This is a genomic window from Streptomyces sp. NPDC002463, assembly GCF_042889835.1.
Classification (GTDB): Bacteria; Actinomycetota; Actinomycetes; order Streptomycetales; family Streptomycetaceae; genus Streptomyces; species Streptomyces nymphaeiformis.
This window is the reverse complement of the sequence record NZ_JBIARL010000001.1, coordinates 38,017-62,874: the sequence shown is the minus strand read 5'-3', so window position 1 is coordinate 62,874 and position 24,858 is coordinate 38,017. Positions and strand designations below refer to the sequence as shown.

The following is a 24,858-nucleotide window of genomic DNA, read 5'->3' as shown; positions in this document are numbered from 1 at the left end:
CCAAGGGCCGAGGGAGGGAAGACGATGACCGAGCAGAACAAGGGCGGCCGCGCCCGCGGCGCCGGCAGCGGCACCCGCCGCAAGCAGCGCGCCAGGCGGCGCAAGGCGCCCGTTCTCATATCGGGGGCCGCCGCGGTCCTCGTCCTCGGCGGCGCCGCCCTCGGCTACGTCTACCTCAAGCTCGACGGCAACCTCCAGGGCGTCGACATCAACGCCCAACTGGGCAAGGAGCGCCCCGACGACGTCGACAACGGCTCCCTCGACATCCTCGTCCTCGGCTCCGACTCCCGCTCCGGCGACAACGGCGCCTACGGCAAGGACGAGGGCGGCGCCCGCTCCGACACCGCGATGGTCGTGCACGTCTACGAGGGCCACAAGAAGGCCAGCGTGGTCTCCATACCCCGCGACACCCTCATCACCCGGCCCTCCTGCACCGACACCCAGGGGACCGCCGTCCCCGGCGAGCGGCGGGCCATGTTCAACACCGCGTACGAGGTCGGCGGCCCCGCCTGCGCCGTCAAGACCGTCGAGTCGATGTCCGGCATCCGCATGGACCACTACATCGAGGTCGACTTCACCGGCTTCAAGAAGCTCATCGACGAGCTCGGCGGCGTCGAGATCACCACCACGAAGGCCATCAAGGACTCCAAGAGCCACCTCGACCTCGCCCCGGGGACGCACACCCTGGACGGCGAGCAGTCCCTCGGCCTCGTCCGCACCCGCAAGAGCGTCGGCGACGGCAGCGACCTCGGCCGCATCCAGCTCCAGCAGGCCTTCATGAAGGCCTTCATCGAGCAGGTCAAGGGCGTCGGCGTCCTCACCGACCCGACCAAGCTGTACGGCCTCGCCGACGCCGCCACCAAGGCCATCACGCCCGACTCCGAGCTCGACTCGGTCCAGAAGCTGATGGGCTTCGCCAAGGGCCTCTCCGGCATCTCCGCGGGCAACGTCCACATGGTCACGCTGCCCGTCCGGTACGACCCCCGGGACCCGAACCGCGTCGTCCCCCTCGACGCCCAGGCCCGGCAGGTCTGGAAGGCCCTCAAGAGCGACCTCCCGATCCCCGCGTCGGCCACGAAGGACACCGCCACGGGCCAGGCCGGCGGCCTCGTCAGATAGCCGGCGGGAACCCGGGAATACCTCCGGCCCGACCCCCGTTTTGGGAGATGCGGCCGGTCCCTGGCAGACTGGTACGTCGGCCCCGGTTCACGCTGTCCGCAACCCGCGGCGGCGACCCGGAGCCCTCCCGAAACTAGGAGACACCTTGAAGCGCGAGATCCACCCCGAGTACGTCGAGACCCAGGTCAGCTGCACCTGTGGCGCGTCGTTCACCACTCGTAGCACCCTGACCGAGGGCACCATCCGTGCCGAGGTCTGCTCCGAGTGCCACCCGTTCTACACGGGCAAGCAGAAGATCCTCGACACCGGCGGCCGCGTGGCCCGCTTCGAGGCCCGCTTCGGCAAGGCTGCCGGCTCCGCCAAGTAGCGAGCCACTGCGCCGGTCTTCGGCTGCCCCCGTGCGGGGGTGGCCGGGACCGGCGCTTTGCCGTCCCGTAGCAACCCACGAAAACCCAGGAGCCCCCGATGTTCGAGGCGGTCGAGGAACTGGTCGGCGAGCACGCCGACCTCGAGACCAGGCTCGCGGACCCTTCGGTCCACGCCGATCAGGCCAACGCGCGCAAGCTCAACAAGCGCTACGCCGAGCTGACCCCGATCGTCGCCACCTACCGCTCCTGGAAGCAGACCGGTGACGACATCGAGACGGCGCGCGAGCTGATGCACGACGACCCCGACTTCGCCGCCGAGGTCAAGGAACTCGAGAAGCAGCGCGAGGAGCTCACCGACAAGCTCCGCCTGCTCCTCGTCCCGCGCGACCCCAGCGACGACAAGGACGTCATCCTGGAGATCAAGGCGGGAGCCGGCGGCGACGAGTCCGCCCTCTTCGCCGGCGACCTCCTCCGGATGTACCTGCGGTACGCCGAGCGCGTCGGCTGGAAGACCGAGATCATCGACGCCACCGAGTCCGAGCTGGGCGGCTACAAGGACGTCCAGGTCGCCGTGAAGACCAAGGGCGGCAACGGCGCCACGGAGCCCGGCCAGGGCGTCTGGGCCCGGCTGAAGTACGAGGGCGGGGTGCACCGCGTCCAGCGCGTGCCCGCCACCGAGTCCGCCGGCCGCATCCACACCTCCGCCGCCGGCGTGCTCGTCACGCCCGAGGCCGAGGAGGTCGACGTCGAGATCCACGCCAACGACCTGCGCATCGACGTCTACCGCTCGTCCGGCCCCGGCGGCCAGTCGGTCAACACCACCGACTCCGCCGTCCGCATCACCCACCTGCCGACCGGCATCGTCGCCTCCTGCCAGAACGAGAAGAGCCAGCTCCAGAACAAGGAGCAGGCCATGCGCATCCTGCGCTCCCGTCTTCTCGCCGCCGCCCAGGAGAAGGCCGAGGCCGAGGCCGCCGACGCCCGCCGCAGCCAGGTCCGCACCGTCGACCGCTCCGAGAAGATCCGTACGTACAACTTCCCGGAGAACCGGATCTCGGACCACCGCGTCGGCTTCAAGGCCTACAACCTCGACCAGGTCCTCGACGGCGACCTGGACGCCATGATCCAGGCCTGTGTCGACGCCGACTCGGCGGCGAAGCTCGCCGCAGCGTAAGGCGGGCGAAGTCCGTCGCAGCGTAAGGCCCCCCTCAAGCCCCACCCCGCACCACGGAGGACCAGCGTGAACCTGCTGCTTGCCGAGGTGGCCCAGGCCACCCAGCGGCTGGCCGACGCCGGCGTTCCCTCACCGCGTTTCGACGCCGAGGAGCTCGCCGCGTTCGTGCACGGCGTCAAGCGGGGGGAGCTGCACAACGTCAAGGACGCGGACTTCGACGCCCGCTACTGGGAGGCCGTCGCCCGCCGAGAGGCCCGCGAGCCGCTCCAGCACATCACCGGCCGGGCGTTCTTCCGCTATCTGGAGCTCCAGGTGGGGCCCGGCGTCTTCGTGCCCCGCCCGGAGACCGAGTCGGTCGTCGGCTGGGCCATAGACGCCGTACGCGCCATGGACGTCGTCGAACCGCTCATCGTCGACCTGTGCACCGGCTCCGGGGCGATCGCCCTCGCGCTCGCCCAGGAGGTGCCGCGCTCGCGGGTGCACGCCGTGGAGCTGTCCGAGGACGCGCTCGCGTGGACCCGCAAGAACGTCGAGGGCTCCCGCGTCGTGCTGCACGAGGGCGACGCGCTCACCGCGCTGCCCGAGCTGGACGGCCAGGTCGACCTGGTCATCTCCAACCCGCCGTACATCCCGCTCACCGAGTGGGAGTACGTGGCGCCCGAGGCCCGCGACCACGACCCGGAGATGGCCCTCTTCTCCGGCGAGGACGGCCTCGACACCATCCGCGGCATCGAGCGCACCGCCCACCGTCTCCTCCGCCCCGGCGGCCTCGTCGTCATCGAGCACGCCGACACCCAGGGCGGGCAGGTCCCGTGGATCTTCAACGAGGAGGCGGGCTGGGCCGACGCCGCCGACCACCCGGACCTCAACAACCGGCCGCGGTTCGCGACCGCCCGCAAGGCGATGCCATGAGCAAGCACGACGTGAACGAGGAGGACGGGAACTGATGGCACGGCGATACGACTGCAACGAGTCGACCGACCGCGCGACCGGTCTGCGCGAGGCCGCGTCCGCCGTCCGCCGGGGCGAGCTGGTCGTGCTTCCCACCGACACCGTGTACGGGATCGGGGCGGACGCCTTCAGCGGCGAGGCCGTCGGGGACCTGCTCGCCGCCAAGGGCAGCGGCCGCAACGTTCCCACGCCCGTGTTCATCGGCTCCCCGAACACCCTCCACGGGCTCGTCACCGACTTCTCGGAGCAGGCCTGGGAGCTCGTCGACGCCTTCTGGCCCGGCCCGCTCACCCTCGTCGCCCGGCACCAGCCGTCGCTGCAGTGGGACCTCGGCGACAGCCGGGGGACCGTCGCCATCCGGATGCCGCTGCACCCCGTCGCCATCGAACTGCTCACCGAGGTCGGGCCGATGGCCGTGACCTCGGCCAACCTCACCGGCCACCCGGCGCCGGAGGACTGCGACGCGGCGCAGGGCATGCTCGGCGACTCCGTCTCCGTCTACCTCGACGGCGGCCCGATCCCCGGCCTCGTCCCCTCGTCCATCGTCGACGTCACGGGCAAGGTGCCGGTGCTGCTGCGCGAGGGCGCGCTGTCCCCGGAGGAGCTCCGGAAGGTCGTACCCGACCTCGAGGTGGCCAGTTGACCGCCCCTGAGGGGCGTGGCATAGCGGGGCACGAAGACAGCGACACCTTCCGCATCCTCCACGTCAGCACCGGCAACGTCTGCCGCTCGCCGATCACCGAGCGGCTGACCCGCCATGCCCTGAGCGACCGCCTCGGCGACCCCCTCGGCGGCGGCCTGATCGTGGAGAGCGCGGGCACCTGGGGCCACGAGGGCGCCCCCATGGAGACCAACGCGGAACTGGTCCTCGCCGACTTCGGCGCGGACTACAGCGGCTTCGTGGGGCGCGAGCTCCTCGACGAGCACGTCATCCGCGCCGACCTCGTCCTGACGGCCACCCGCGACCACCGCGCGCAGGTCATCTCGATGGGCCACTCGGCGGGCCTGCGCACCTTCACCCTGAAGGAGTTCACCCGCCTGGTCCGCGCGATCGACCCGGCCACGCTCCCGGACCCGCGCGACGAGGGCATGGTGGAACGCGCCCGCGCCCTGGTCCGCGCGGCCGCAGCTCTACGCGGGTGGCTCCTGGCCCCGTCGGTCGACGCGGACGAGGTGAACGACCCGTACGGCGCCCCGATCACCTTCTTCCGCTCGATCGGCGACGAGATCAACCAGGCGCTGGATCCGGTGGTCACGGCGCTGACGGGCGTCTCGGCCAAGCGTTGACGGCCCGGGTCATGTCCGGCGGTCGGAGGCCGCCGCAGCGTCCCGAAGCCCGGGAGGCCCTCTCGGGGCCGAGTGGTGCGAGGGGGGCGTCGGGGATTGGGTCGGGCGTCTCCGCCGCGCGCTGACGTTCGGGAGGCGGGGTGAGGCGCGGCTGCCTACATTGGTGCTGACATCCCTCCACGTCCGGAGTCGTCCATGTCCGTCACCGCGCCCCCCGATGAGGAACTCGACGTCCTGCGCCGGCAGGACCCCGAGGTCGCCGATGTGCTGTTCGGTGAGGTGCGGCGGCAGGCCGACAGTCTGCAGTTGATCGCCGCCGAGAACTTCATGTCGCCGGCGGTGCTCGCCGCGCTCGGTTCGCCGCTCGCCAACAAGTACGCCGAGGGCTATCCCGGCGCCCGGCACCACGGCGGCTGCGAGTACGCGGACGCCGTCGAGCGGATCGCCGTCGAGCGGGCCACAGCGCTCTTCGGAGCCGAGCACGCGAACGTGCAGTCCCACTCCGGCTCCTCGGCCGTCCTGGCGGCGTACGCGGCCCTTCTCAGGCCCGGTGACACGGTCCTGGCCATGGGGCTCGACCACGGCGGGCACCTCACCCACGGTTCGCCCGCCAATTTCTCCGGGCGGTGGTTCGACTTCGTGCCCTACGGCGTCGACGCCGAGACCGGGCTCGTCGACTACGAGCAGGTCGCCGCGCTCGCCCGCCACCACCGGCCCAAGGCGATCGTCTGCGGGTCGATCTCCTATCCGCGGCATCTCGACTACGCCGTGTTCCGGGAGGTCGCCGACGAGGTCGGGGCGTACCTGATCGCGGACGCCGCTCATCCCATCGGGCTCGTCGCCGGGGGAGCGGCGCCCAGCCCCGTCCCGTACGCCGACGTCGTCTGCGCGACCACGCACAAGGTGCTGCGCGGGCCCCGCGGCGGCATGATCCTGTGCGGCGGGGAGCTCGCGGGCCGGATCGACCGGGCGGTGTTCCCGTTCACGCAGGGCGGCGCCCAGATGCACACGATCGCGGCGAAGGCGGTGGCCTTCGGCGAGGCGTCCACGCCCGCGTTCACCGCGTACGCCCATCAGGTGGTCGAGCACGCCAAGGTCCTCGCGGCCGCCCTCGCCGCCGAGGGCTTCGCGCTGACCACCGGAGGGACGGACACCCACCTCATCACCGCCGACCCCGCGCCGCTCGGCGTCGACGGGCGGACCGCCCGCTCCCGGCTCGCCGCCGCCGGCATGGTGCTCGACACCTGCGCCCTGCCGTACGGGGAAGGGCGTGGGATCCGGCTCGGCACGGCCGCCGTCACGACGCAGGGGATGGGCTCCCCGGAGATGGCGAGAATTGCGGCGTTGTTCACCGTGGCGTTGCGAGACGACCCGGGGGAGACGGCCCGGGTACGCGCGGAAGTACGGGAGCTGACCTCCCGATTTCCCCCGTATGGGCGCTGACCGGAGGCCGAGCGCAACCGTTCGGGCCACCCCGATGTCTCCAAGCACATGGACGGCACGGCTAGGGTGTGGGGCTGAGATGGCCAGCGATTCCTGTGGGGCAGCCCGTGCGTGATTACCTGCTGACGCTCTGTGTCACGGCCGCGGTGACCTATCTGCTCACCGGTCCGGTGCGGAAGTTCGCCATCGCGACCGGCGCGATGCCGGAGATCCGCGCCCGCGACGTACACCGAGAACCGACTCCGCGGCTCGGTGGCATCGCCATGTTCTTCGGGCTGTGCGCGGGACTCCTCGTCGCCGACCACCTGCAGAACCTGAACAGCGTCTTCGAGCAGTCCAACGAGCCCCGCGCGCTGCTCTCCGGCGCCGCGCTGATCTGGCTGATCGGCGTCCTCGACGACAAGTTCGAGCTGGACGCGCTCATCAAGCTGGGCGCGCAGATGATCTCGGCGGGCGTGATGGTCGCGCAGGGTCTGACGATCCTGTGGCTGCCGATCCCCGGCGTCGGCACGGTCGCGCTGACCCCCTGGCAGGGCACGCTCCTCACGGTCGCCCTGGTGGTCCTCACCATCAACGCCGTGAACTTCGTCGACGGCCTCGACGGCCTCGCCGCCGGCATGGTCTGCATCGCCGCCGCGGCCTTCTTCCTGTACGCGTACCGCCTCTGGTACGGCTACACGATCGAGGCGGCCGCCCCCGCGACGCTCTTCGCCGCGATCCTCATGGGCATGTGCCTGGGCTTCCTCCCGCACAACATGCACCCGGCGCGGATCTTCATGGGTGACTCGGGCTCGATGCTGATCGGCCTGATCCTGGCGGCCTCCGCCATCTCGATCACCGGCCAGGTCGATCCGGACGCGCTGAAGATCTTCGAGGGCTCGACCCGTCAGGCCACGCACGCCGCCCTGCCGGTCTTCATCCCGCTCGTGCTGCCGCTGACGATCATCGCGATCCCGATGGCGGACCTGGTCCTGGCGATCGTGCGCCGTACGTGGAAGGGCCAGTCGCCGTTCGCGGCCGACCGCGGCCACCTGCACCACCGGCTCCTGGAGATCGGGCACTCGCACAGCCGCGCGGTGCTGATCATGTACTTCTGGTCGGCGCTGATCGCCTTCGGCACGCTGGCCTACTCGGTCCACTCGACCTCGATGTGGATCGTCCTCGGCGTCGTCGCGCTGAGTGCGATCGGCCTGGTGCTGCTCCTGCTGCCGCGCTTCACGCCGCGTGCCCCGCGCTGGGCCCAGTCGGTCGTCCCGCCCCGCTACCGGCGCCGCAAGCCGCCCGCCGTGCCCGCCGAGGCCGAGGGCGTGGTCGAGGAGGAGCGGGAACCCGTGCCCGCCGGGGTCAACGGGGCGACCGCCATCGGTCACCGTTCGCGCTTCACCGACCGGAGTAAGGCCGGGGCGCGCGGTTGACGAAAGCCCCATCCGGGGCCAATACCAGACAAGGTGACCCCGTGTCGCGCACACACGCGCGGAGTCACTCTCATGTGTGACTGTTTGCACACCTTACGGGTAAAGACCTATTCAAATAGTTTGTGATACGGTTCACGAGACCCGGCGACAGTGCCGAAAGACCGTAGTGCGACGGTCTGTTGGCCCCGAGGCCCATCTCGGACCGGGCTTACGCTCGTCCCTGACGACCATCACCACCCCCTCCAAGCAAGCGGAGACACCGCCATGCCTTCCAGCGACGTTCGCCTCCTCCTCTCGGCTGTCGTACCCACTGCCGCCGTCGGCGTCATCGCCACGGTGATCAGTGGCGTCGTCGCCGGTGGGAAGGGCGCTCTCGGCGCAGGGATCGGCACCTTGGTCGTGCTCATCTTCATGGGGACCGGGTTGTTCGTCCTCCAGCGGACGGCCAAGAACCTCCCGCAGTTGTTCACGGCGATGGGAATGATGCTGTACGCGGCCCAGCTGCTGCTGCTCTTCGCTCTCCTCGCCCTGTTCAAGAAGACGACGCTGTTCGACTTCAAGGCCTTCGCCTTCTCGCTGATCGCGGCAACCGTGGTGTGGGCCGCTGCGCAGGCCCGGGCGCACATGAAGGCCAAGACGTTCTACGTCGACCCCAAGAACACGGGGTCGAAGCAGTGAAAGGTAGGGCCGACGTAAAGGTCCCTCCGGCTTCCTGCTATCGTCCGATGCCAACTGCGGCACTGCGGACGCAGGCATCGGAACCGGCGCCTTTCGCAGCGCGAGGCTCGATGCCCACCAGCCGCCCCCTTATCCGTAAGACCAGTCCAGTGCCGAACCGCGGCTGCGCGCCGCGCCGACACAACGAGGTTGCCGTACCTATGCGCCACGCTGAAGGAGCCCGCGGTGAGTGCTGACCCGACTCAGGTGCTCGCTTTCGAGACCGACTGCCACATCTTCGACGGATGCGGCTTCCCAGGCCCGGGTCTGCACTCGTTCCTGTTCGAGCCGATCTGGGGCGACACCGACGGCTTCTACTTCAACAAGCCGATGCTCCTTGCGCTGCTCGGCTCGATCATCGTCGTCGGCTTCTTCTGGGCGGCCTTCGCCAAGCCCAAGCTCATCCCGGGCAAGCTGCAGATGACCGCCGAGGCCGGCTACGACTTCGTGCGCCGCGGCATCGTGTACGAGACCCTCGGCAAGAAGGAGGGGGAGAAGTACGTCCCCCTGATGGTCTCCATCTTCTTCTTCGTCTGGATGCTGAACCTCTGGTCGATCATCCCGATCGCCCAGTTCCCGGTGACGGCGATCATCGCCTACCCGGCCGCTCTCGCGGGCCTCGTCTACATCCTCTGGATGAGCCTGACGTTCAAGCGTCACGGCTTCGTCGGAGGCCTGAAGAACCTGACGGGCTACGACAAGTCGCTCGGCCCGATCCTCCCGCTCGTCATGTTCATCGAGTTCCTCTCGAACGTCATCCTGCGGCCGTTCACCCACGCCGTGCGACTCTTCGCGAACATGTTCGCGGGTCACACGCTGCTGCTGCTCTTCACGATCGCCTCCTGGTACCTGCTGAACGGTATCGGCATCGCCTACGCGGGTGTCTCGTTCGTCATGGTCGTCGTGATGACCGGCTTCGAGCTCTTCGTCCAGGCCGTCCAGGCGTACGTCTTCGTCCTCCTGGCCTGCACTTTCATCCAGGGCGCGCTCGCCGAGCACCACTGAGCGTCCTCTCCACAAGCCCCCCATTCGTCCGGTGGCCAACCCCCACCGGTCCGTGAAAGAGAAGGAAGAACTGGCATGTCCCAGACCCTTGCTGCTGTCGACGGTTCCCTCAGCTCGGTCGGTTACGGCCTCGCGGCGATCGGCCCCGGCGTCGGCGTCGGCATCATCTTCGGTAACGGCACCCAGGCCCTGGCCCGTCAGCCCGAAGCCGCCGGTCTGATCCGCGCCAACCAGATCCTCGGTTTCGCCTTCTGTGAGGCGCTCGCCCTCATCGGCATGGTCATGCCGTTCGTCTACTAAGACGAACTGCGACGACCAGCCTCTTTAGACGAAAGGCACTGATGTGAACCTCGCCATGATCCTGGCGCAAGAGGCGGAGAAGGAGAACCCCCTCATTCCGCCGTGGCCCGAGGTGGTCATCGGTCTGATCGCCTTTGCCATCGTCTTCGGTTTCCTCGCCAAGAAGCTCCTCCCGAACATCAACAAGGTTCTGGAAGAGCGCCGCGAGGCCATCGAGGGTGGCATCGAGAAGGCCGACGCTGCTCAGGCCGAAGCCCAGAGCGTGCTCGAGCAGTACCGGGCCCAGCTCACCGAGGCCCGCCACGAGGCCGCCCGCCTTCGTCAGGAGGCCACGGAGCAGGGCACCGCGATCATCCAGGAGATGAGGGCGGAGGGCCAGCGCCAGCGCGACGAGATCATCGCCGCCGGTCACGCCCAGCTTGAGGCCGACCGCAAGGCCGCGGCCACCTCGCTGCGTCAGGACGTCGGCAAGCTCGCCACGGACCTGGCCGGCAAGCTGGTCGGGGAGTCCCTCGAGGACGTCGCCCGCCAGAGCCGTGCGATCGACCGTTTCCTCGACGAGCTTGAGGAGAAGGCAGAGGCCGGCCGATGAACGGAGCGAGCCGCGAGGCACTGGCCGCCGGCCGTGAGGCGCTCGACGCGCTGACCGACAGCACGTCGGTCGACGCGGGCGTGCTCGCGGACGAGCTGGCGGCTGTCACCGCGCTGCTCGACCGCGAGGTGTCGCTGCGCCGGGTCCTGACCGACCCCGCCCAGCCGGGTGAGGCCAAGGCCGAGCTCGCGCAGCGACTCCTGCGCGGTCAGGTGGGCGGTGCGACCGTCGACCTGATCTCGGGCATGGTCCGTTCCCGCTGGTCGAGCTCGCGCGACCTGGTCGACGCGACCGAGGAGCTGGCGAACATCGCCGACCTCACCGCGGCGCAGAAGGCGGGCGCTCTCGACGACGTCGAGGACGAGCTGTTCCGGTTCGGCCGCATCGTGTCCTCCAGCAACGAGCTCCGCTCGGCGCTGACGGACAAGGCCGCCACGGCCACCGCCAAGAGCACGCTGCTCCGCAGCCTGCTCGGCGGCAAGGTCTACGCGACCACCGAGCGTCTGGTCGTCCGTCTGGTGACCCAGCCCCGGGGACGTAGCCTGGAAGCGGGACTCGAGTCCCTGTCCAAGCTCGCCGCGGCGCGCCGGGACCGGATGGTCGCCGTCGTCACCTCGGCCGTTCCGATGTCGGACCGGCAGAAGCAGCGACTCGGTGCCGTACTGGCGAAGCTGTACGGCCGCGAGATGCACCTGAACCTCGAGGTGGACCCCGCGGTCCTCGGCGGGATCACGGTGCGCGTCGGCGAAGAGGTCATCGACGGTTCCATCGCGGAGCGCCTCGCCGAGGCGACCCGTCGACTGGCCGGCTGACGGCAGCGACCACAGCAGCACCAAGGCAGTACAGCAACACAGCATCACCAGCGGCCCGGTTGGGCCGTGCAGAGATTGCAGAAGATTCCTGGGGGTCGGCCCCCAGACCCCTTAAGAAACTTCGGGCCCAACAAGGAGAGCAGGGAACCCAGATGGCGGAGCTCACGATCCGGCCGGAGGAGATCCGGGACGCACTGGAGACCTTCGTCCAGTCGTACCAGCCGGACGCGGCCTCGCGCGAGGAGGTCGGCACGGTCAGCCTGGCCGGCGACGGCATTGCGAAGGTCGAGGGTCTTCCCTCGGCCATGGCGAACGAGCTGCTGAAGTTCGAGGACGGGACCCTCGGTCTCGCGCTGAACCTCGAAGAGCGCGAGATCGGCGCGATCGTCCTCGGCGAGTTCAGCGGCATCGAGGAGGGACAGTCGGTGCAGCGCACCGGCGAGGTCCTCTCCGTCGGTGTCGGTGAGGGCTACCTGGGTCGCGTCGTCGACCCGCTCGGTAACCCGATCGACGGTCTCGGCGAGATCGCGACCGAGGGCCGCCGCGCCCTCGAGCTGCAGGCCCCGGGCGTTATGGCCCGTAAGTCGGTGCACGAGCCGATGGAGACCGGCTACAAGGCCGTCGACGCCATGACGCCGGTCGGCCGTGGTCAGCGTCAGCTGATCATCGGCGACCGCCAGACCGGCAAGACCGCGCTGTGCGTCGACACGATCATCAACCAGCGCGACAACTGGCGCTCGGGCGACGTGAACAAGCAGGTCCGCTGCATCTACGTCGCCATCGGCCAGAAGGGCTCGACCATCGCGTCCGTTCGCGGCGCCCTGGAAGAGGCCGGCGCGCTCGAGTACACGACGATCGTCGCCGCCCCGGCGTCCGACCCGGCCGGCTTCAAGTACCTGGCGCCGTACACCGGTTCCGCCATCGGTCAGCACTGGATGTACCAGGGCAAGCACGTCCTGATCGTCTTCGACGACCTGTCGAAGCAGGCCGACGCCTACCGCGCCGTGTCGCTGCTGCTGCGCCGCCCGCCGGGCCGTGAGGCCTACCCGGGTGACGTCTTCTACCTGCACTCCCGTCTCCTCGAGCGCTGCGCGAAGCTCTCGGACGAGCTGGGCGCGGGCTCGATGACCGGTCTGCCGGTCGTCGAGACGAAGGCCAACGACGTCTCGGCGTTCATCCCGACCAACGTCATCTCCATCACCGACGGCCAGTGCTTCCTGGAGTCCGACCTGTTCAACGCCGGCCAGCGTCCGGCCCTGAACGTCGGTATCTCGGTCTCCCGAGTCGGTGGCTCCGCCCAGCACCCGGCCATGAAGCAGATCGCCGGCCGCCTCCGCGTGGACCTGGCCCAGTTCCGTGAGCTCGAGGCCTTCGCGGCCTTCGGTTCCGACCTGGACTCGGCCTCGAAGGCGCAGCTGGAGCGTGGTCAGCGCATGGTCGAGCTGCTCAAGCAGGCTCAGTACCAGCCGATGCCCACGGAGAACCAGGTCGTCTCGGTCTGGGCCGGCACCACCGGCAAGATGGACGACGTCCCGGTCGCCGACATCCGTCGCTTCGAGGCCGAGCTCCTGGCGTACCTCCGCCAGAACCACTCCGGTCTCATGACCTCCATCCGTGAGGGCAAGAAGATGTCGGACGACACCCTGACGGCCGTCGCCGACGCCATCGCGGAGTTCAAGCAGCAGTTCGAGACCTCTGACGGCAAGCTGCTCGGCGCGGACGCTCCCGCCGTCAACGTCTCGAAGTGACGACGGAAGGGACCTGACTCATGGGAGCGCAGCTCCGGGTCTACAAGCGTCGCATCAAATCCGTCACCGCGACGAAGAAGATCACCAAGGCGATGGAGATGATCGCCGCCTCGCGTGTCGTCAAGGCGCAGCGCAAGGTGCAGGCGTCGACTCCGTACGCGACCGAGCTCACGCGCGCGGTCACGGCGGTGGCCACGGGTGCGAACGACAAGCACCCGCTGACCACCGAGGCGGAGAACCCGAGCCGTGCCGCGGTCCTGCTCCTCTCGAGCGACCGCGGTCTGGCCGGTGCCTTCAACTCCAACGCCATCAAGGCGGCGGAGCAGCTCATCAAGAAGCTGGAGGGCGAGGGCCGCGCGGTCGACATCTATGTCGTCGGCCGCCGTGGTGTCGCGCACTTCAACTTCCGTGAGCGGAAGCTGAGCGACACGTGGACCGGCTTCACGGACGAGCCCACGTACGCGGACGCCAAGAAGATCGCGGCACCGCTGATCGAGGCGATCGAGAAGGACACGGCCGAGGGTGGTGTGGACGAGCTCCACATCGTCTACACCGAGTTCGTCTCGATGATGACCCAGACGGCGATCGAGGCCCGGCTGCTGCCCCTCAGCCTCGACGAGGTGGCGAAGGAGGCCGGCGAGCCGGACACCCTCCGTCCGCTGTACGACTTCGAGCCGTCGGCGGAGGACGTCCTCGACGCCCTTCTGCCGCGCTACGTCGAGAGCCGGATCTACAACGCGCTGCTCCAGTCGGCTGCCTCCAAGCACGCCGCCACGCGCCGCGCGATGAAGTCGGCCACCGACAACGCGGGAGACTTGATCAACAACCTCTCCCGACTTGCCAACGCGGCCCGCCAGGCCGAAATCACCCAGGAAATCAGCGAGATCGTCGGTGGCACCGCAGCCCTGGCCGACGCGACCGCGGGGAGTGACAAGTAATGACGACCACTGTTGAGACGGCCGCCGCCACGGGCCGCGTCGCCCGGGTCATCGGCCCGGTCGTCGACGTGGAGTTCCCCGTCGACGCGATGCCGGAGATCTACAACGCCCTGCACGTGCAGGTCGCCGACCCGGCCGAGGAGGGCGCGCTCAAGACGCTGACCCTCGAGGTCGCGCAGCACCTCGGTGACGGCATCGTCCGCACCATCTCGATGCAGCCCACCGACGGTCTGGTCCGCCAGGCCCCCGTGGTCGACACCGGCGACGGCATCACCGTGCCCGTCGGCGACGTCACCAAGGGTCGCGTGTTCAACACGCTGGGCCAGATCCTGAACGAGCCCGAGGCCGAGTCCGAGGTCGGCGAGCGCTGGTCCATCCACCGCAAGGCCCCGGCGTTCGACCAGCTCGAGTCGAAGACCGAGATGTTCGAGACCGGCCTGAAGGTCGTCGACCTTCTCACCCCGTACGTCAAGGGTGGAAAGATCGGTCTGTTCGGTGGTGCCGGTGTCGGCAAGACCGTTCTGATCCAGGAAATGATCATGCGTGTGGCGAAGCTGCACGAGGGTGTTTCCGTGTTCGCCGGTGTCGGTGAGCGTACGCGTGAGGGCAACGACCTCATCGCGGAGATGGAGGACTCGGGCGTCCTCGACAAGACCGCCCTTGTCTTCGGCCAGATGGACGAGCCCCCGGGCACCCGTCTCCGTGTCGCCCTCGCCGGCCTGACCATGGCGGAGTACTTCCGCGATGTGCAGAAGCAGGACGTGCTGTTCTTCATCGACAACATCTTCCGCTTCACGCAGGCCGGTTCCGAGGTCTCGACCCTGCTCGGCCGTATGCCCTCCGCGGTGGGTTACCAGCCGAACCTGGCCGACGAGATGGGTCTCCTCCAGGAGCGCATCACCTCGACCCGTGGTCACTCGATCACCTCGATGCAGGCGATCTACGTCCCCGCCGACGACCTCACCGACCCGGCGCCGGCGACCACCTTCGCCCACCTCGACGCGACGACGGTTCTCTCCCGTCCGATCTCCGAGAAGGGCATCTACCCGGCCGTGGACCCGCTGGACTCCACGTCCCGGATCCTGGACCCGCGCTACATCGCGCAGGACCACTACGACGCCGCCACGCGCGTCAAGGGAATCCTGCAGAAGTACAAGGACCTCCAGGACATCATCGCGATCCTCGGTATCGACGAGCTGAGCGAGGAGGACAAGCTCACTGTCCACCGCGCCCGCCGTGTCGAGCGATTCCTGTCCCAGAACACCCACGCGGCGAAGCAGTTCACCGGCGTGGACGGTTCGGACGTTCCGCTCGACGAGTCGATCGCCGCGTTCAACGCGATCTGCGACGGTGAGTTCGACCACTTCCCGGAGCAGGCGTTCTTCATGTGCGGTGGCCTTGAGGACCTCAAGAACAACGCCAAGGAGCTCGGCGTCTCCTGAGCCTCGTGCTCGCCCGAGGGGGACGGGATCCCGTCCCGTCCCCCTCTCCACGCCCCCTAGAATTGACCCCAACACCCGGCACGACCGCCGGGTGGTGACCCGAGGAGCCACCCTTGGCTGCTGAGCTGCACGTCGAGCTGGTCGCCGCGGACCGGAGTGTCTGGTCCGGCGAGGCCACCCTGGTCATCGCGCGTACCACCTCCGGCGACATCGGCGTCATGCCCGGCCACCAGCCGCTGCTCGGTGTGCTGGAGTCGGGCCCGGTGACCATCCGTACGAGCGAGGGCGCGACCGTCGTCGCCGCCGTCCACGGCGGATTCATCTCGTTCGCCGACGACAAGCTGTCTCTGCTCGCGGAGATCTGCGAGCTGGCGGACGAGATCGACGCCCAGCGCGCCGAGCGCGCGCTGGAGCGTGCGAAGACGGACTCCGACGCCGCCGCCGAGCGGCGCGCCGAGGTCCGGCTGCGCGCGGTAGCGGTCCACTAACGGTCCGCGCCGAGTAGGAGTGCCCTCAGCCGCGGCACGGTCCGGAATACTCCGGAGCGTGTCGCGGCTGAGGCGATGCAGATGCAGGTTGTATTCGGTTCTGCCGGCCGTGCCGGCTACGGGACGCAGCGAGGAGGTCGGTGAAGATGTTCCTCGCTCTGCTCGTGTGCGGCATCGTCGTCGCACTGGTGGTGATCGGGCTCTTCGTCTTCGGCTTGCGCCGGAGACTGATCCAGCGCGCCGGCGGCACCTTCGACTGTTCGCTCCGCTGGGACCTGCCCGACGAGCCGGATCCGAACGGCAAGGGCTGGGTGTACGGCGTCGCCCGCTACAGCGGTGACGAGATCGCCTGGTTCCGTGTCTTCTCGTACTCGCCCCGCCCGCGCCGGATCCTGGAGCGCGCCTCCATCGTGGCCCTGGAGCGCCGGATGCCGGAGGGCGAGGAGGAGCTCGCGCTGCTCTCCGACTCCGTGATCCAGCCCTGTATGTACGAGGGCGTCCGCCTGGAGCTCGCGATGAGCGAGGACGCCCGGACGGGCTTCATGGCCTGGCTGGAGGCGGCGCCTCCGGGGCAACGGGTGAATGTGGCCTGAGGCATGAAGAAGCGGGGACGGCGTGCTGCGCCGTCCCCGCTTCTCTGTGTGCGTGACTAGCTCAGGCCGGTGTTGATGGCCCCGACCAGCTCGCCGTTGCCGGTGTCACCGCTGAACTCCCAGAAGAACGCGCCGCCGAGGCCCTGGCTCTTGGCCCAGCTCATCTTCGAGTTCACGGTGGCGGGGGTGTCGTAGCTCCACCAGTTGGTGCCGCAGTGGGCGTACGCCGTGCCCGCGACGGTGCCGTTGGCCGGGCAGGAGTTCTTGAGGACCTTGTAGTCCTCGATGCCCTGCTCGTACGTGCCCTGCGCCGGGCCGGTCGCCGTGCCGCCGGGGGCGGCCTGGGTGACGCCGGTCCAGCCGCGGCCGTAGAAGCCGATGCCGAGCAGCAGCTTGTTGGCCGGGACGCCCTTCGCCTTGAACTTGGCGATCGCCTCGGCGGAGTTGAAGCCCTGCTGCGGGATGCCGGCGTACGAGGTGAGCGGGGAGTGCGGGGCCGTCGGACCCTTGGCCTCCCAGGCGCCGAAGAAGTCGTACGTCATGACGTTGAACCAGTTCATGTACTGCGCGGCGCCCGCGTAGTCGGCGGCGTCGATCTTGCCGCCGGTGGAGGCGTCGGCCGTGACCGCCGCGGTGATCAGGTAGTTGGCGCCGAACTTGGCGCGCATGGCCTGCATCATGTTCTTGAAGGAGGCCGCGCCGCTGGTGTCGCAGGACAGACCGCAGGCGTTGGGGTACTCCCAGTCCAGGTCGATGCCGTCGAAGACGTCGGCCCAGCGCGGGTCCTCGATCAGGTCGTAGCAGGACTGGGCGAACGCGGCCGGGTTCTGCACGGCCTGGCCGAAGCCGCCGGACCAGGTCCAGCCGCCGAAGGACCAGATGACCTTGATGTTCGGATAGGCCTTCTTCAGCTTGCGGAGCTGGTTGAAGTTGCCGCGCAGCGGCTGGTCCCAGGTGTCGGCGACGCCGTCGACGGACTGGTCGGCGGTGTACGCCTTGTCGTAGTCGGCGTAGGAGTCGCCGATGGTGCACTTGCCGCCCTGGACGTTGCCGAAGGCGTAGTTGATGTGCGTGATCTTCGACGCGGAGCCGGAGGTCACGATGTTCTTCACGTGGTAGTTGCGCCCGTAGACGCCCCAGTTGGTGAAGTAGCCCATCTTCACGGCGTTCGGGAGGGGCTGGCCGCCGCCTCCGCCCGTGGTGTGGACGGCGACCGGGCCGGCGGCCGGGCCGGTCTGGTCGATCGTGTCGCGGGCGACGACGGTGTACGAGTAGTCGGTGCCCGCGGTGAGGCCGCTGTCGGTGAAGGTGAGGCCGGTGGTGGTGGTCACCTTCGTGCCGTCGCGCAGGACGTCGTAGTTCTTGACGCCCTTGTCGTCGGTGGCCGCGGTCCAGGTGAGCTTGGCCGAGGTGTCCGTGATGTTCGAGGCGACCGGGGTGCCGGGGGCCGAGGGCGGGTTGTCGCCCGGCACGGTGGTGCCGTCGCAGGGAGCGCCGTTGATCTTACAGCCGCTGGGCGCGCCGGAGCCTGCGCCGTTGTAGCCGAAGGAGACGGAGGCGCCGGGGGCGAGGGTGCCGTTCCAGCCGACGTTCTTGGCGGTCCAGTGGGTGCCGGAGCTGGTGACGGTGGCGTCCCAGGCGGAGGTGACGGAGGTGCCGGAGGGGTAGTCCCACTCGACGGTCCAGGAGCTGATGGTGGTGGTGCCGGTGTTCTTGATGGTCCAGTTGGCGCCGAATCCGGTGCCCCAGTCCTGGGTCTTGGTGTAGGTGGCGGTGGCCGAGGTGGCGGCTTCCGCGGGGGAGGCGAGGCCGACCATGGCGGCCAGCGGCAGGATCAGGGCGGTCAGTCCGGCGGCGGTCCGCTTTCTGAACCCTGCTCTGCGCGTCGGTGCTTGAGTGCTCAACGGTGCTCCTCAAGTTGCGGACGGACAAGGTGGGGGTGGTCCGTGAAGAGTTGCGCGCGCCCCGCGAGCGTAGGAAGGTCTGGACCAATCGTCAAGAGGTCCAGACCAACGTCGGCAAAGATCTGCTAAACCCCCAACTCCTGTGCGAGGACCGCCGCTTGGACCCGGCTCCGCAGCTCCAGCTTTCCGAGCACCTTGCTCACGTGCGTCTTCGCCGTCGCCTCCGCCATGTCGAGGCGTACGGCGATCTCCGCGTTCGACAGACCGAGCCCCAGCGCCGAGAGCACCTCACGCTCCCGGGGCGTCAGCACGTCCAGTACGGACGGATCCGTCGCCCGCTCCGGCCGGGCCGGGCGGCTGCTCGCGGCGAACTCCGCGAGCAGACGCCGGGTCACCGCCGGGGCGATCAGGCCCTCGCCGCGCGCCACCGTCCGTACCGCCTCGATCAGTTCACGGGCGTCGGCGTTCTTCAGCAGGAAGCCCGCCGCGCCCGCCCGCAGCGCCCCGAACACATACGCGTCGAGATCGAAGGTGGTCAGCACGAGGACGTCGGCGAGACCCTCGGAGACCACGATCCCCGTCGCCGTCACCCCGTCCATCCGGGGCATCTGCACGTCCATCAGGACCAGGTCCGGACGCAGTTCGCGCGCCAGCTCCACCGCCCGCTCGCCGTCCGCCGCCTCGCCGACCACCTCGATGTCCGGCGCGCTGCCCAGGATCAGCACGAGCCCCGCCCGCACCGCGGACTGGTCCTCCGCGACCACCACCCGCACCGTCATGCCGTTCCCGCCCTCTCCTCCGCGGGCAGTGCCGCCCGCACCTGCCAGACCGTCCCCGAGACCGCCGCGCGGAACTCCCCGCCGAGCAGCTCCGTGCGCTCCCGCATGCCCACCAGACCCTGACCCGAGCCGGGCGCGCGCGGCCCGGGACGCTCCCCGTACGGCGAGTCCACCGCCACCGTGAGCACCCCGCCGGACCGGCCGACCCGCACCCTGACCGTACCGGGGGCGGCGTGCTTGACCGCGTTGGTCAGCGACTCCTGCACGATCCGGTACGCGGCCAGCTCCACCGGCGCCGGCAGGGCACCGCCCGGCGGGCGGGTGTCCTCCAGGACGAAGTCCAGACCGCCGGCCGAGCCGTTCGCCCGGGCCCGCGCGACCAGCGTGTCCAGGGCGTCGAGGCTCGGCACGGCCCCCGGCTCCGTCTCCCCGCCGCTGTCCCGCAGCAGCCCGATGAGCCGCCGCATCTCCGCGAGACCCGCCACGCTGTTCTCCCGGATCACCGTCAGCGCCTGCCGGGTGGTGGCCGGTTCGTCGAGGGACAGCGCGGCCGTGGAGTGGATCGCGATCGCCGAGAGGTGGTTCGCCACCATGTCGTGCAGCTCGCGCGCCATCCGCGCCCGCTCGGCCACCACCGCCTGCGCCCGGTCCATCTCGGCGAGCAGCGCGGTCTGTTCGGCCCGCAGCCTGGCCGCGTCCGCCGTCTCCCGGTGGTTGCGGACGATCGCGCCCGTCATCGCGGGGAGGAAGGAGATCATGCCGGTGATGACCCCGATGAGCAGCGCGTACGCGTTCTGCCACCAGACCAGGAAGCCGATCGTCACCCCGACCGTGACGAGACCGGTCGTGTACGGGACGCGGCGGGCGTGCGCGGGCGACCCGTACACCACGGCCGCGTACACGACGTCCGTGAACATCAGGACGGTGGCCAGGCTCCCGTACGTGAACTGGTCCGCGACGATCGCGAGAGTGCCCACCGTCAGCGCCGCCCTGGGCGCCGTCCGGCGCATCGCCTCGCACCCGGCCATCGCCACGAGCGGCACCAGCGTCACCCAGCGCTGGGTGAACAGCCGGTCCACCTGGGTGTGCAGCCCGAACGAATAGAGGATCAGCCCGCCGACGAGGCCGAGGGCGGCGATGTACAGATCGGTGCGGTGCGGGCGGGGGAGCGTCACGTACTCATCCAACACGCCCCCGCACGCGCCGGCCTCCTCGTACCGGCCGATCCGCGGGCGCGCCGCCCTCCGTCGAACGATGTAGACGGACCTCGTCACCGGCGACGACGAACCGGGGCCGTTCCCACGGGACGCTGAAGGGGAACCGAGAGGGGAACCGCCGTGATCGTCACGCTGATCGTGCTCTGCGAGGTCGGCTTCTGGGTCCTGCTGGCCGCCGGCCTCGCCACCCGCTACCTCCTGAAGATGCCCCGGACGGGTATGGCACTGCTGCTCGCCGAGCCGCTCCTCGAGGTCGTGCTCCTCGTCGCCACCGCGATCGACCTCAAGAACGGCGCGGACCCGAGCTGGGAGCACGGCCTCGCCGCGCTGTACATCGGCTACACCGTCGGCCACGGCCACCGCACCGTGAAGTGGCTCGACGGCCACGCCGCCCACCGCCTCGGCGGCGCCCCGCCGCCCCCGAAGCCCCCGAAGTACGGGATGGCCCGCGCCCGCCACGAGGGCCGGATCTGGCTGGGCACGCTGATCGGCGGCGCCGTCGCCACCGGCCTGCTGCTCCTCGCGACCTGGTACGTCGGGGACGACGGCGACACCGACAGCCTGAAGAGCTGGATGTTCGCCGCGTGGCGGGCCGTCGGCATCCACGGCCTGATCGCGCTCAGCTACTTCGTCCGGCCGAAGAAGGACCCGGCCGAGGCGTCGGGGACCGGCTCAGCGGTCGCCGCCCGGGACCCAGAGCACGTCGCCGACCTCCTTGTTCGCCGTCCTCGCAAGGATGAAGAGCAGGTCCGATAGCCGGTTGAGGTACGTGGCGGTCAGGGCGTTCATCGTCTCGCCGTGGACCTCGAGCGCAGCCCAGGTGGAGCGCTCCGCCCGCCGGACCACCGTGCACGCCTGGTGCAGCAGGGCCGCCCCGGGCGTGCCGCCCGGCAGGATGAAGGAGCGCAGCTTGTCGAGCCGCTCCAGGAAGTGGTCGCAGTCGGCCTCCAGCTTGTCGACGTACGACTGCTCGACGCGCAGCGGCGGGTACTCGGGGTTCTCCACCACCGGCGTGCAGAGGTCGGCGCCCACGTCGAAGAGGTCGTTCTGGATCCGGACGAGGACCTTCACGACGTCCTCGTCGAGCTGTCCGAGGGCGATGGCCGTCCCGATGGCGGCGTTGGCCTCGTTGGCGTCGGCGTAGGCCGAGATCCGCAGATCCGTCTTGGCGGTCCGGCTCATGTCGCCGAGTGCCGTGGTGCCCTTGTCGCCGGTACGGGTGTAGATGCGCGTCAGATTGACCATGCCACCAGCGTAGTTACGCCTGGGCCCCGCGGAACGTCCGTGTGCCGACCGTCACGGCGAGCGCCGTGAGCGCGGTCGCGGCGAGGACGCCGTACAGCATCGTGGCGGTGGCGTAGTGCCCGACGTACGCGTCCCGTACCGCGTCCACCAGATAGCGGAACGGCATGAAGTGCGACAGGACGTCGAGCCAGCCGGGCGCGAGGGCCATCGGCAGCATCAGGCCGGACAGCAGCATCGAGGGCATGGCCAGGGTGTTGATCGCCGGGCCGAACTCCTGCGGGCTGGGCAGCCTCAGCGCGAGCACGTACGACAGCGAGGCGAGCGAGAAGGTGAGCAGGGCGACGAAGCCGAAGCCGATGAGGACGCCGGCGAGCGGCGCCCGCAGGCCCATGAGCAGGGCGGCGAGGACGAGCAGGACGGCCTGGAAGAGGAAGAGGGCGGCGTCCCGCAGGGTCCGGCCCAGGAGCAGCGCGAGACGGCTGACCGGGGTGACCCGCATCCGTTCGAGGACGCCCCAGTTCTTCTCCATGATGACGGCGAAGCCCGCGAACGAGGCCCCGAAGAGGCCGAGCTGGAGCAGCAGTCCCGGCACGAGGACCTGCCAGGAGTCGCCCGCGCGGCCGAGCGGAAGCCCGGTGAGCAGCGGGCCGAAGAAGAACAGGTAGAGCAGCGGCATCAGCGCGCCGAAGAAGATCTGGAACGGCGAGCGCAGGGTCTGCCGAACGTAGCGGCCGAAGAGGACCGCGGTGTCGTGGACGAGCATCGGGTGGGCTCCTGGTCGGCGGCTAGACGGCGACGGGCGTGGTGTCGACGGGCGCGGGGCCGCGCCCGGTGATGGCGAGGAAGGCGTCCTGGAGGGTCTCCGCGCCGTGCTCGGCCCTGAGCGCGGCGGGGGAGCCCTCGGCGGCGACGACGCCCCCGTCGATGATCACGAGCCGGTCGGCGAGGGCGTCCGCCTCGTCGAGGTAGTGCGTGGTGAGGACGACGGTCGTGCCGTACTCGTCGCGCAGCCGGCGGACCAGCGCCCAGAGGGCGGCCCGGCTGCCCGGGTCGAGGCCGGTGGTCGGCTCGTCGAGGAAGAGCAGTGCGGGGTGGTGGGTCAGGCCGAGCGCGAGGTCGAGCCGGCGTCGCTGGCCGCCGGAGAGCGCGGTGGTGCTCCGGTCGAGGAGCTCGGTGAGGTCGAGGTCGCGGGCGAGTCCGGCGGCGCGGGCGGCGGCCTCGGTGCGCGAGAGCCCGTAGAGCCGTCCCTGGACGACCAGCTCGGAGCGGACGGTCTCCTGCGGGTCGACGCCGCCGCCCTGGGCGACGTACCCGATCTTCCGCCGGACGGCGACGGGATCGCGCAGCAGGTCGTGGCCGCAGACGGTGGCGGCGCCGCCGGTGGGCGGGAGGAGGGTGCTGAGCATGCGCAGGGTCGTGGACTTGCCGGCTCCGTTGGGCCCGAGGAAGCCGAGGATCTCGCCGGCCCGCACCGTGAGGTCGATGCCGCGGACGGCGTGCACCTCTCCCTGTTTCGTCCGGAAGGTCCGGGAAAGTCCGGACGTGCTGATGATTGCCATGGTGACTACAAAAACAGAGTCTCTGAAAATTTGCAACGCCTCCAAAATTTCAGGGGATGAAGGCGCGGCCTAGGATGAGGGCATGGCTGAAGGGCTCAGGGAGCGCAAGAAGCGCCAGACGAAGCAGCGGATCTCGGACATCGCGACCGGGCTCTTCCTGGAGCGCGGCTTCCAGGCCGTGACGGTGGCGGAGATCGCGGAGGTCGCCGACGTCTCCGTCAACACCGTCTACAACTACTTCCCCGCGAAGGAGGACCTCTTCCTCGACCGCATGGAGGGCATCACCCACCGGCTCGCCCGGATGATCCGCGGCCGCGACGCGGGGGAGTCCGCCGCGCAGGCCGTGCTCCGCGAGATCCGCGGCCATGTCACCGCCGTCTCGCCCGCCTATGGGCTGATGGACGGCTACGCCGACTTCATGCGGGTGATCGACGAGGCCCCCACCCTCCAGGCCCGGCTCATGGCCCTCCAGCAGGAGGTCCGCCGGACCACCGTCGCCGCCCTGCGCGAGGAGGTCGGCGCCGGGCCCGACGACCCGATGCCGCTGCTCGTCGGCGGCCAGATCGCCTGGATCCAGGGCGCCCTCGTCGAGTTCATCAGCGACAGGATGACGGCCGGGGGCAAGGCCGCCGCCGTCTCCCGCGAGGCCCTCGACCTCCTCGACGAGATCGAGGAGCTGCTGGGCGAGAAGGTCCTGACGTACGCGGTGCGCGAGGGCTAGGGCCTGTCTTTCGGATCAGGCCGGGCTCGCCGGGCGGGCCCCGGGGAGTGTCGTGAGTGTGACGTCCGTCAAAGAGGGCGTGACGCGCGTTACTTCGCGGTCACATGGGGCCCCGCGACCGCTAATCTCCGCCGGAGAGCCAGAAGTGAACAGGCGTTAAAAGGGGTGGAAGATCGTGGCCAGGAAGCTCGCCGTCATCGGGGCCGGACTCATGGGATCCGGTATCGCGCAGGTCTCGGCACAGGCGGGCTGGGACGTCGTCCTGCGTGACGTCACCGACGCCGCCCTGACCCGCGGCACCGACGGCATCAAGGCGTCGTACGACAAGTTCGTCGCCAAGGGCAAGCTCGCCGCCGAGGACGCCGAGGTCGCGCTCGGGCGCATCACCGCGACCACCGAGCTCGATGCCGTCGCCGACGCGGACGTCGTCGTCGAGGCCGTCTTCGAGAACCTCGACGTCAAGCACGAGATCTTCCGCTCGCTCGACAAGATCGTCAAGGACGGCGCCGTCCTCGCCTCCAACACCTCCGCGATCCCGATCACCAAGATCGCCGCGGTGACCGAGCGTCCCGAGGCCGTCGTCGGCGTCCACTTCTTCTCGCCCGTGCCGATGATGCAGCTCGTCGAGCTGGTCCGCGGCTACAAGACGAGCGACGAGACCCTGGCCACCGCCCGCGCGTTCGCCGAGTCCGTCGGCAAGACCTGCATCGTCGTCAACCGCGACGTCGCCGGCTTCGTCACCACCCGCCTCATCTCGGCCCTCGTCGTCGAGGCCGCGAAGCTCCACGAGTCGGGCGTCGCCACCGCCGAGGACATCGACATCGCCTGCAAGCTCGGCTTCGGCCACGCCATGGGCCCGCTCGCCACCGCCGACCTCACCGGCATCGACATCCTGGTGAACGCCGCCAACAACATCTACACCGAGTCCCAGGACGAGAAGTTCGCGCCGCCGGAGCTGATGCGCCGGATGGTGGACGCGGGTGACATCGGCCGCAAGAGCGGGCAGGGCTTCTACAAGTACTGATCCGGACCCGCCACCCC

The 24,858-nt window shown here is 69.7% G+C and carries 27 protein-coding genes; 21 read left to right on the top strand and 6 right to left on the bottom strand.

What is annotated here, in order from left to right:
• Positions 1–24 precede the first annotated feature (24 nt).
• From ACFYX3_RS00210 to ACFYX3_RS00125, 18 genes are all read left to right on the top strand, one after another.
• Positions 25–1,119, top strand: coding sequence for an LCP family protein (locus tag ACFYX3_RS00210; protein ID WP_389006546.1), 1,095 nt, complete (start codon positions 25–27; stop codon positions 1,117–1,119).
• Positions 1,120–1,264: 145 nt separating this feature from the next.
• On the top strand, positions 1,265–1,486 hold the full coding sequence (gene rpmE, locus ACFYX3_RS00205) for a 50S ribosomal protein L31 (RefSeq protein ID WP_015036196.1): 222 nt from the start codon (positions 1,265–1,267) through the stop codon (positions 1,484–1,486).
• 98 nt (positions 1,487–1,584) lie between these two features.
• Positions 1,585–2,661 carry a peptide chain release factor 1 gene (prfA, locus tag ACFYX3_RS00200; protein ID WP_388845157.1) on the top strand — a complete coding sequence of 359 codons (1,077 nt, stop codon included), beginning with the start codon at positions 1,585–1,587 and terminating at the stop codon, positions 2,659–2,661.
• A gap of 66 nt (positions 2,662–2,727) precedes the next feature.
• Complete coding sequence (gene prmC / locus ACFYX3_RS00195) at positions 2,728–3,573, top strand: peptide chain release factor N(5)-glutamine methyltransferase (RefSeq protein ID WP_352028391.1); 846 nt, start codon at positions 2,728–2,730, stop codon at positions 3,571–3,573.
• Positions 3,574–3,607: 34 nt separating this feature from the next.
• Positions 3,608–4,255 carry an L-threonylcarbamoyladenylate synthase gene (locus ACFYX3_RS00190; RefSeq protein WP_382662448.1) on the top strand — a complete coding sequence of 216 codons (648 nt, stop codon included), beginning with the start codon at positions 3,608–3,610 and terminating at the stop codon, positions 4,253–4,255.
• On the top strand, positions 4,252–4,899 hold the full coding sequence (locus ACFYX3_RS00185) for a protein-tyrosine-phosphatase (protein ID WP_389006540.1): 648 nt from the start codon (positions 4,252–4,254) through the stop codon (positions 4,897–4,899). The genes ACFYX3_RS00190 and ACFYX3_RS00185 overlap by 4 nt, the downstream gene beginning before the upstream one ends.
• A gap of 195 nt (positions 4,900–5,094) precedes the next feature.
• Positions 5,095–6,342 (top strand): serine hydroxymethyltransferase, encoded by a 1,248-nt coding sequence (glyA, locus tag ACFYX3_RS00180; RefSeq protein WP_382662450.1) that lies wholly within the window; start codon positions 5,095–5,097, stop codon positions 6,340–6,342.
• Between the two features lie 107 nt (positions 6,343–6,449).
• Positions 6,450–7,757, top strand: a complete 1,308-nt coding sequence (locus ACFYX3_RS00175; RefSeq protein ID WP_389006536.1) for an MraY family glycosyltransferase — start codon at positions 6,450–6,452, stop codon at positions 7,755–7,757.
• Positions 7,758–8,021: 264 nt separating this feature from the next.
• Positions 8,022–8,435, top strand: a complete 414-nt coding sequence (locus ACFYX3_RS00170; RefSeq protein WP_389006533.1) for a hypothetical protein — start codon at positions 8,022–8,024, stop codon at positions 8,433–8,435.
• A 210-nt stretch (positions 8,436–8,645) separates the two neighbouring features.
• Positions 8,646–9,479, top strand: coding sequence for a F0F1 ATP synthase subunit A (gene atpB / locus ACFYX3_RS00165; protein WP_389008034.1), 834 nt, complete (start codon positions 8,646–8,648; stop codon positions 9,477–9,479).
• Positions 9,480–9,554: 75 nt separating this feature from the next.
• Positions 9,555–9,779, top strand: a complete 225-nt coding sequence (locus ACFYX3_RS00160; RefSeq protein WP_116158821.1) for a F0F1 ATP synthase subunit C — start codon at positions 9,555–9,557, stop codon at positions 9,777–9,779.
• Between the two features lie 55 nt (positions 9,780–9,834).
• On the top strand, positions 9,835–10,371 hold the full coding sequence (locus ACFYX3_RS00155) for a F0F1 ATP synthase subunit B (RefSeq protein WP_376589631.1): 537 nt from the start codon (positions 9,835–9,837) through the stop codon (positions 10,369–10,371).
• Positions 10,368–11,183, top strand: a complete 816-nt coding sequence (locus ACFYX3_RS00150; protein ID WP_389006529.1) for a F0F1 ATP synthase subunit delta — start codon at positions 10,368–10,370, stop codon at positions 11,181–11,183. The genes ACFYX3_RS00155 and ACFYX3_RS00150 overlap by 4 nt, the downstream gene beginning before the upstream one ends.
• A gap of 152 nt (positions 11,184–11,335) precedes the next feature.
• Complete coding sequence (gene atpA, locus ACFYX3_RS00145; protein ID WP_116158819.1) at positions 11,336–12,931, top strand: F0F1 ATP synthase subunit alpha; 1,596 nt, start codon at positions 11,336–11,338, stop codon at positions 12,929–12,931.
• A 20-nt stretch (positions 12,932–12,951) separates the two neighbouring features.
• Positions 12,952–13,869: a F0F1 ATP synthase subunit gamma gene (locus ACFYX3_RS00140; RefSeq protein WP_389006526.1), complete on the top strand. Its 918-nt coding sequence runs from the start codon at positions 12,952–12,954 to the stop codon at positions 13,867–13,869.
• On the top strand, positions 13,869–15,311 hold the full coding sequence (gene atpD / locus ACFYX3_RS00135) for a F0F1 ATP synthase subunit beta (RefSeq protein ID WP_352028397.1): 1,443 nt from the start codon (positions 13,869–13,871) through the stop codon (positions 15,309–15,311). The genes ACFYX3_RS00140 and atpD overlap by 1 nt, the downstream gene beginning before the upstream one ends.
• Positions 15,312–15,424: 113 nt before the next feature.
• Entirely contained in the window at positions 15,425–15,799 is a 375-nt protein-coding gene (locus ACFYX3_RS00130) for a F0F1 ATP synthase subunit epsilon (RefSeq protein WP_389006522.1), read from the top strand.
• 146 nt (positions 15,800–15,945) lie between these two features.
• Positions 15,946–16,392: a DUF2550 domain-containing protein gene (locus ACFYX3_RS00125; RefSeq protein ID WP_376589619.1), complete on the top strand. Its 447-nt coding sequence runs from the start codon at positions 15,946–15,948 to the stop codon at positions 16,390–16,392.
• A 56-nt stretch (positions 16,393–16,448) separates the two neighbouring features.
• Here ACFYX3_RS00125 and ACFYX3_RS00120 read toward each other — a convergent pair whose 3' ends face one another.
• From ACFYX3_RS00120 to ACFYX3_RS00110, 3 genes are all read right to left on the bottom strand, one after another.
• Positions 16,449–18,209: a glycosyl hydrolase family 18 protein gene (locus ACFYX3_RS00120; RefSeq protein WP_389008031.1), complete on the bottom strand. Its 1,761-nt coding sequence runs from the start codon at positions 18,207–18,209 to the stop codon at positions 16,449–16,451.
• Positions 18,210–18,421: 212 nt separating this feature from the next.
• Entirely contained in the window at positions 18,422–19,075 is a 654-nt protein-coding gene (locus tag ACFYX3_RS00115) for a response regulator transcription factor (RefSeq protein WP_116158815.1), read from the bottom strand.
• A complete protein-coding gene (locus tag ACFYX3_RS00110; protein ID WP_389006517.1) occupies positions 19,072–20,250 on the bottom strand; it encodes a sensor histidine kinase in 1,179 nt (392 codons plus the stop codon). The genes ACFYX3_RS00115 and ACFYX3_RS00110 overlap by 4 nt, the downstream gene beginning before the upstream one ends.
• A gap of 162 nt (positions 20,251–20,412) precedes the next feature.
• On the opposite strand from ACFYX3_RS00110, the gene ACFYX3_RS00105 reads away from it, so the two are divergent.
• Positions 20,413–21,048 carry a hypothetical protein gene (locus ACFYX3_RS00105; RefSeq protein ID WP_389006514.1) on the top strand — a complete coding sequence of 212 codons (636 nt, stop codon included), beginning with the start codon at positions 20,413–20,415 and terminating at the stop codon, positions 21,046–21,048.
• Here ACFYX3_RS00105 and ACFYX3_RS00100 read toward each other — a convergent pair.
• The 3 genes from ACFYX3_RS00100 to ACFYX3_RS00090 are packed head-to-tail and all read right to left on the bottom strand — an operon-like array spanning position 20,965 to position 23,096.
• A complete protein-coding gene (locus ACFYX3_RS00100) occupies positions 20,965–21,537 on the bottom strand; it encodes a cob(I)yrinic acid a,c-diamide adenosyltransferase (RefSeq protein WP_389006511.1) in 573 nt (190 codons plus the stop codon). The two genes, ACFYX3_RS00105 and ACFYX3_RS00100, sit on opposite strands and share 84 nt — an antisense overlap.
• 13 nt (positions 21,538–21,550) lie before the next feature.
• Entirely contained in the window at positions 21,551–22,300 is a 750-nt protein-coding gene (locus ACFYX3_RS00095) for an ABC transporter permease (RefSeq protein WP_376589612.1), read from the bottom strand.
• A gap of 22 nt (positions 22,301–22,322) precedes the next feature.
• A complete protein-coding gene (locus tag ACFYX3_RS00090) occupies positions 22,323–23,096 on the bottom strand; it encodes an ABC transporter ATP-binding protein (protein WP_389006508.1) in 774 nt (257 codons plus the stop codon).
• Positions 23,097–23,178: 82 nt separating this feature from the next.
• Here ACFYX3_RS00090 and ACFYX3_RS00085 point away from each other — a divergent pair, with 82 nt between their 5' ends.
• Positions 23,179–23,817, top strand: a complete 639-nt coding sequence (locus ACFYX3_RS00085) for a TetR/AcrR family transcriptional regulator (protein WP_389006505.1) — start codon at positions 23,179–23,181, stop codon at positions 23,815–23,817.
• A gap of 175 nt (positions 23,818–23,992) precedes the next feature.
• Positions 23,993–24,841 (top strand): 3-hydroxyacyl-CoA dehydrogenase family protein, encoded by an 849-nt coding sequence (locus ACFYX3_RS00080; RefSeq protein ID WP_389006502.1) that lies wholly within the window; start codon positions 23,993–23,995, stop codon positions 24,839–24,841.
• Positions 24,842–24,858 lie beyond the last annotated feature (17 nt).

What these genes read in the sequence shown, in the direction of transcription:
- ACFYX3_RS00210 (WP_389006546.1), top strand. Translation starts at nt 25, where the DNA reads ATGACCGAGCAGAACAAGGGCGGCCGCGCCCGCGGCGCCGGCAGCGGC.
- prfA (WP_388845157.1), top strand. Translation starts at nt 1,585, where the DNA reads ATGTTCGAGGCGGTCGAGGAACTGGTCGGCGAGCACGCCGACCTCGAG.
- ACFYX3_RS00190 (WP_382662448.1), top strand. Translation starts at nt 3,608, where the DNA reads ATGGCACGGCGATACGACTGCAACGAGTCGACCGACCGCGCGACCGGT.
- glyA (WP_382662450.1), top strand. Translation starts at nt 5,095, where the DNA reads ATGTCCGTCACCGCGCCCCCCGATGAGGAACTCGACGTCCTGCGCCGG.
- ACFYX3_RS00170 (WP_389006533.1), top strand. Translation starts at nt 8,022, where the DNA reads ATGCCTTCCAGCGACGTTCGCCTCCTCCTCTCGGCTGTCGTACCCACT.
- ACFYX3_RS00160 (WP_116158821.1), top strand. Translation starts at nt 9,555, where the DNA reads ATGTCCCAGACCCTTGCTGCTGTCGACGGTTCCCTCAGCTCGGTCGGT.
- ACFYX3_RS00155 (WP_376589631.1), top strand. Translation starts at nt 9,835, where the DNA reads ATGATCCTGGCGCAAGAGGCGGAGAAGGAGAACCCCCTCATTCCGCCG.
- ACFYX3_RS00150 (WP_389006529.1), top strand. Translation starts at nt 10,368, where the DNA reads ATGAACGGAGCGAGCCGCGAGGCACTGGCCGCCGGCCGTGAGGCGCTC.
- atpA (WP_116158819.1), top strand. Translation starts at nt 11,336, where the DNA reads ATGGCGGAGCTCACGATCCGGCCGGAGGAGATCCGGGACGCACTGGAG.
- ACFYX3_RS00140 (WP_389006526.1), top strand. Translation starts at nt 12,952, where the DNA reads ATGGGAGCGCAGCTCCGGGTCTACAAGCGTCGCATCAAATCCGTCACC.
- atpD (WP_352028397.1), top strand. Translation starts at nt 13,869, where the DNA reads ATGACGACCACTGTTGAGACGGCCGCCGCCACGGGCCGCGTCGCCCGG.
- ACFYX3_RS00125 (WP_376589619.1), top strand. Translation starts at nt 15,946, where the DNA reads ATGTTCCTCGCTCTGCTCGTGTGCGGCATCGTCGTCGCACTGGTGGTG.
- ACFYX3_RS00120 (WP_389008031.1), bottom strand. Translation starts at nt 18,209, where the DNA reads ATGGTCGGCCTCGCCTCCCCCGCGGAAGCCGCCACCTCGGCCACCGCC.
- ACFYX3_RS00115 (WP_116158815.1), bottom strand. Translation starts at nt 19,075, where the DNA reads ATGACGGTGCGGGTGGTGGTCGCGGAGGACCAGTCCGCGGTGCGGGCG.
- ACFYX3_RS00100 (WP_389006511.1), bottom strand. Translation starts at nt 21,537, where the DNA reads ATGGTCAATCTGACGCGCATCTACACCCGTACCGGCGACAAGGGCACC.
- ACFYX3_RS00095 (WP_376589612.1), bottom strand. Translation starts at nt 22,300, where the DNA reads ATGCTCGTCCACGACACCGCGGTCCTCTTCGGCCGCTACGTTCGGCAG.
- ACFYX3_RS00090 (WP_389006508.1), bottom strand. Translation starts at nt 23,096, where the DNA reads ATGGCAATCATCAGCACGTCCGGACTTTCCCGGACCTTCCGGACGAAA.
- ACFYX3_RS00085 (WP_389006505.1), top strand. Translation starts at nt 23,179, where the DNA reads ATGGCTGAAGGGCTCAGGGAGCGCAAGAAGCGCCAGACGAAGCAGCGG.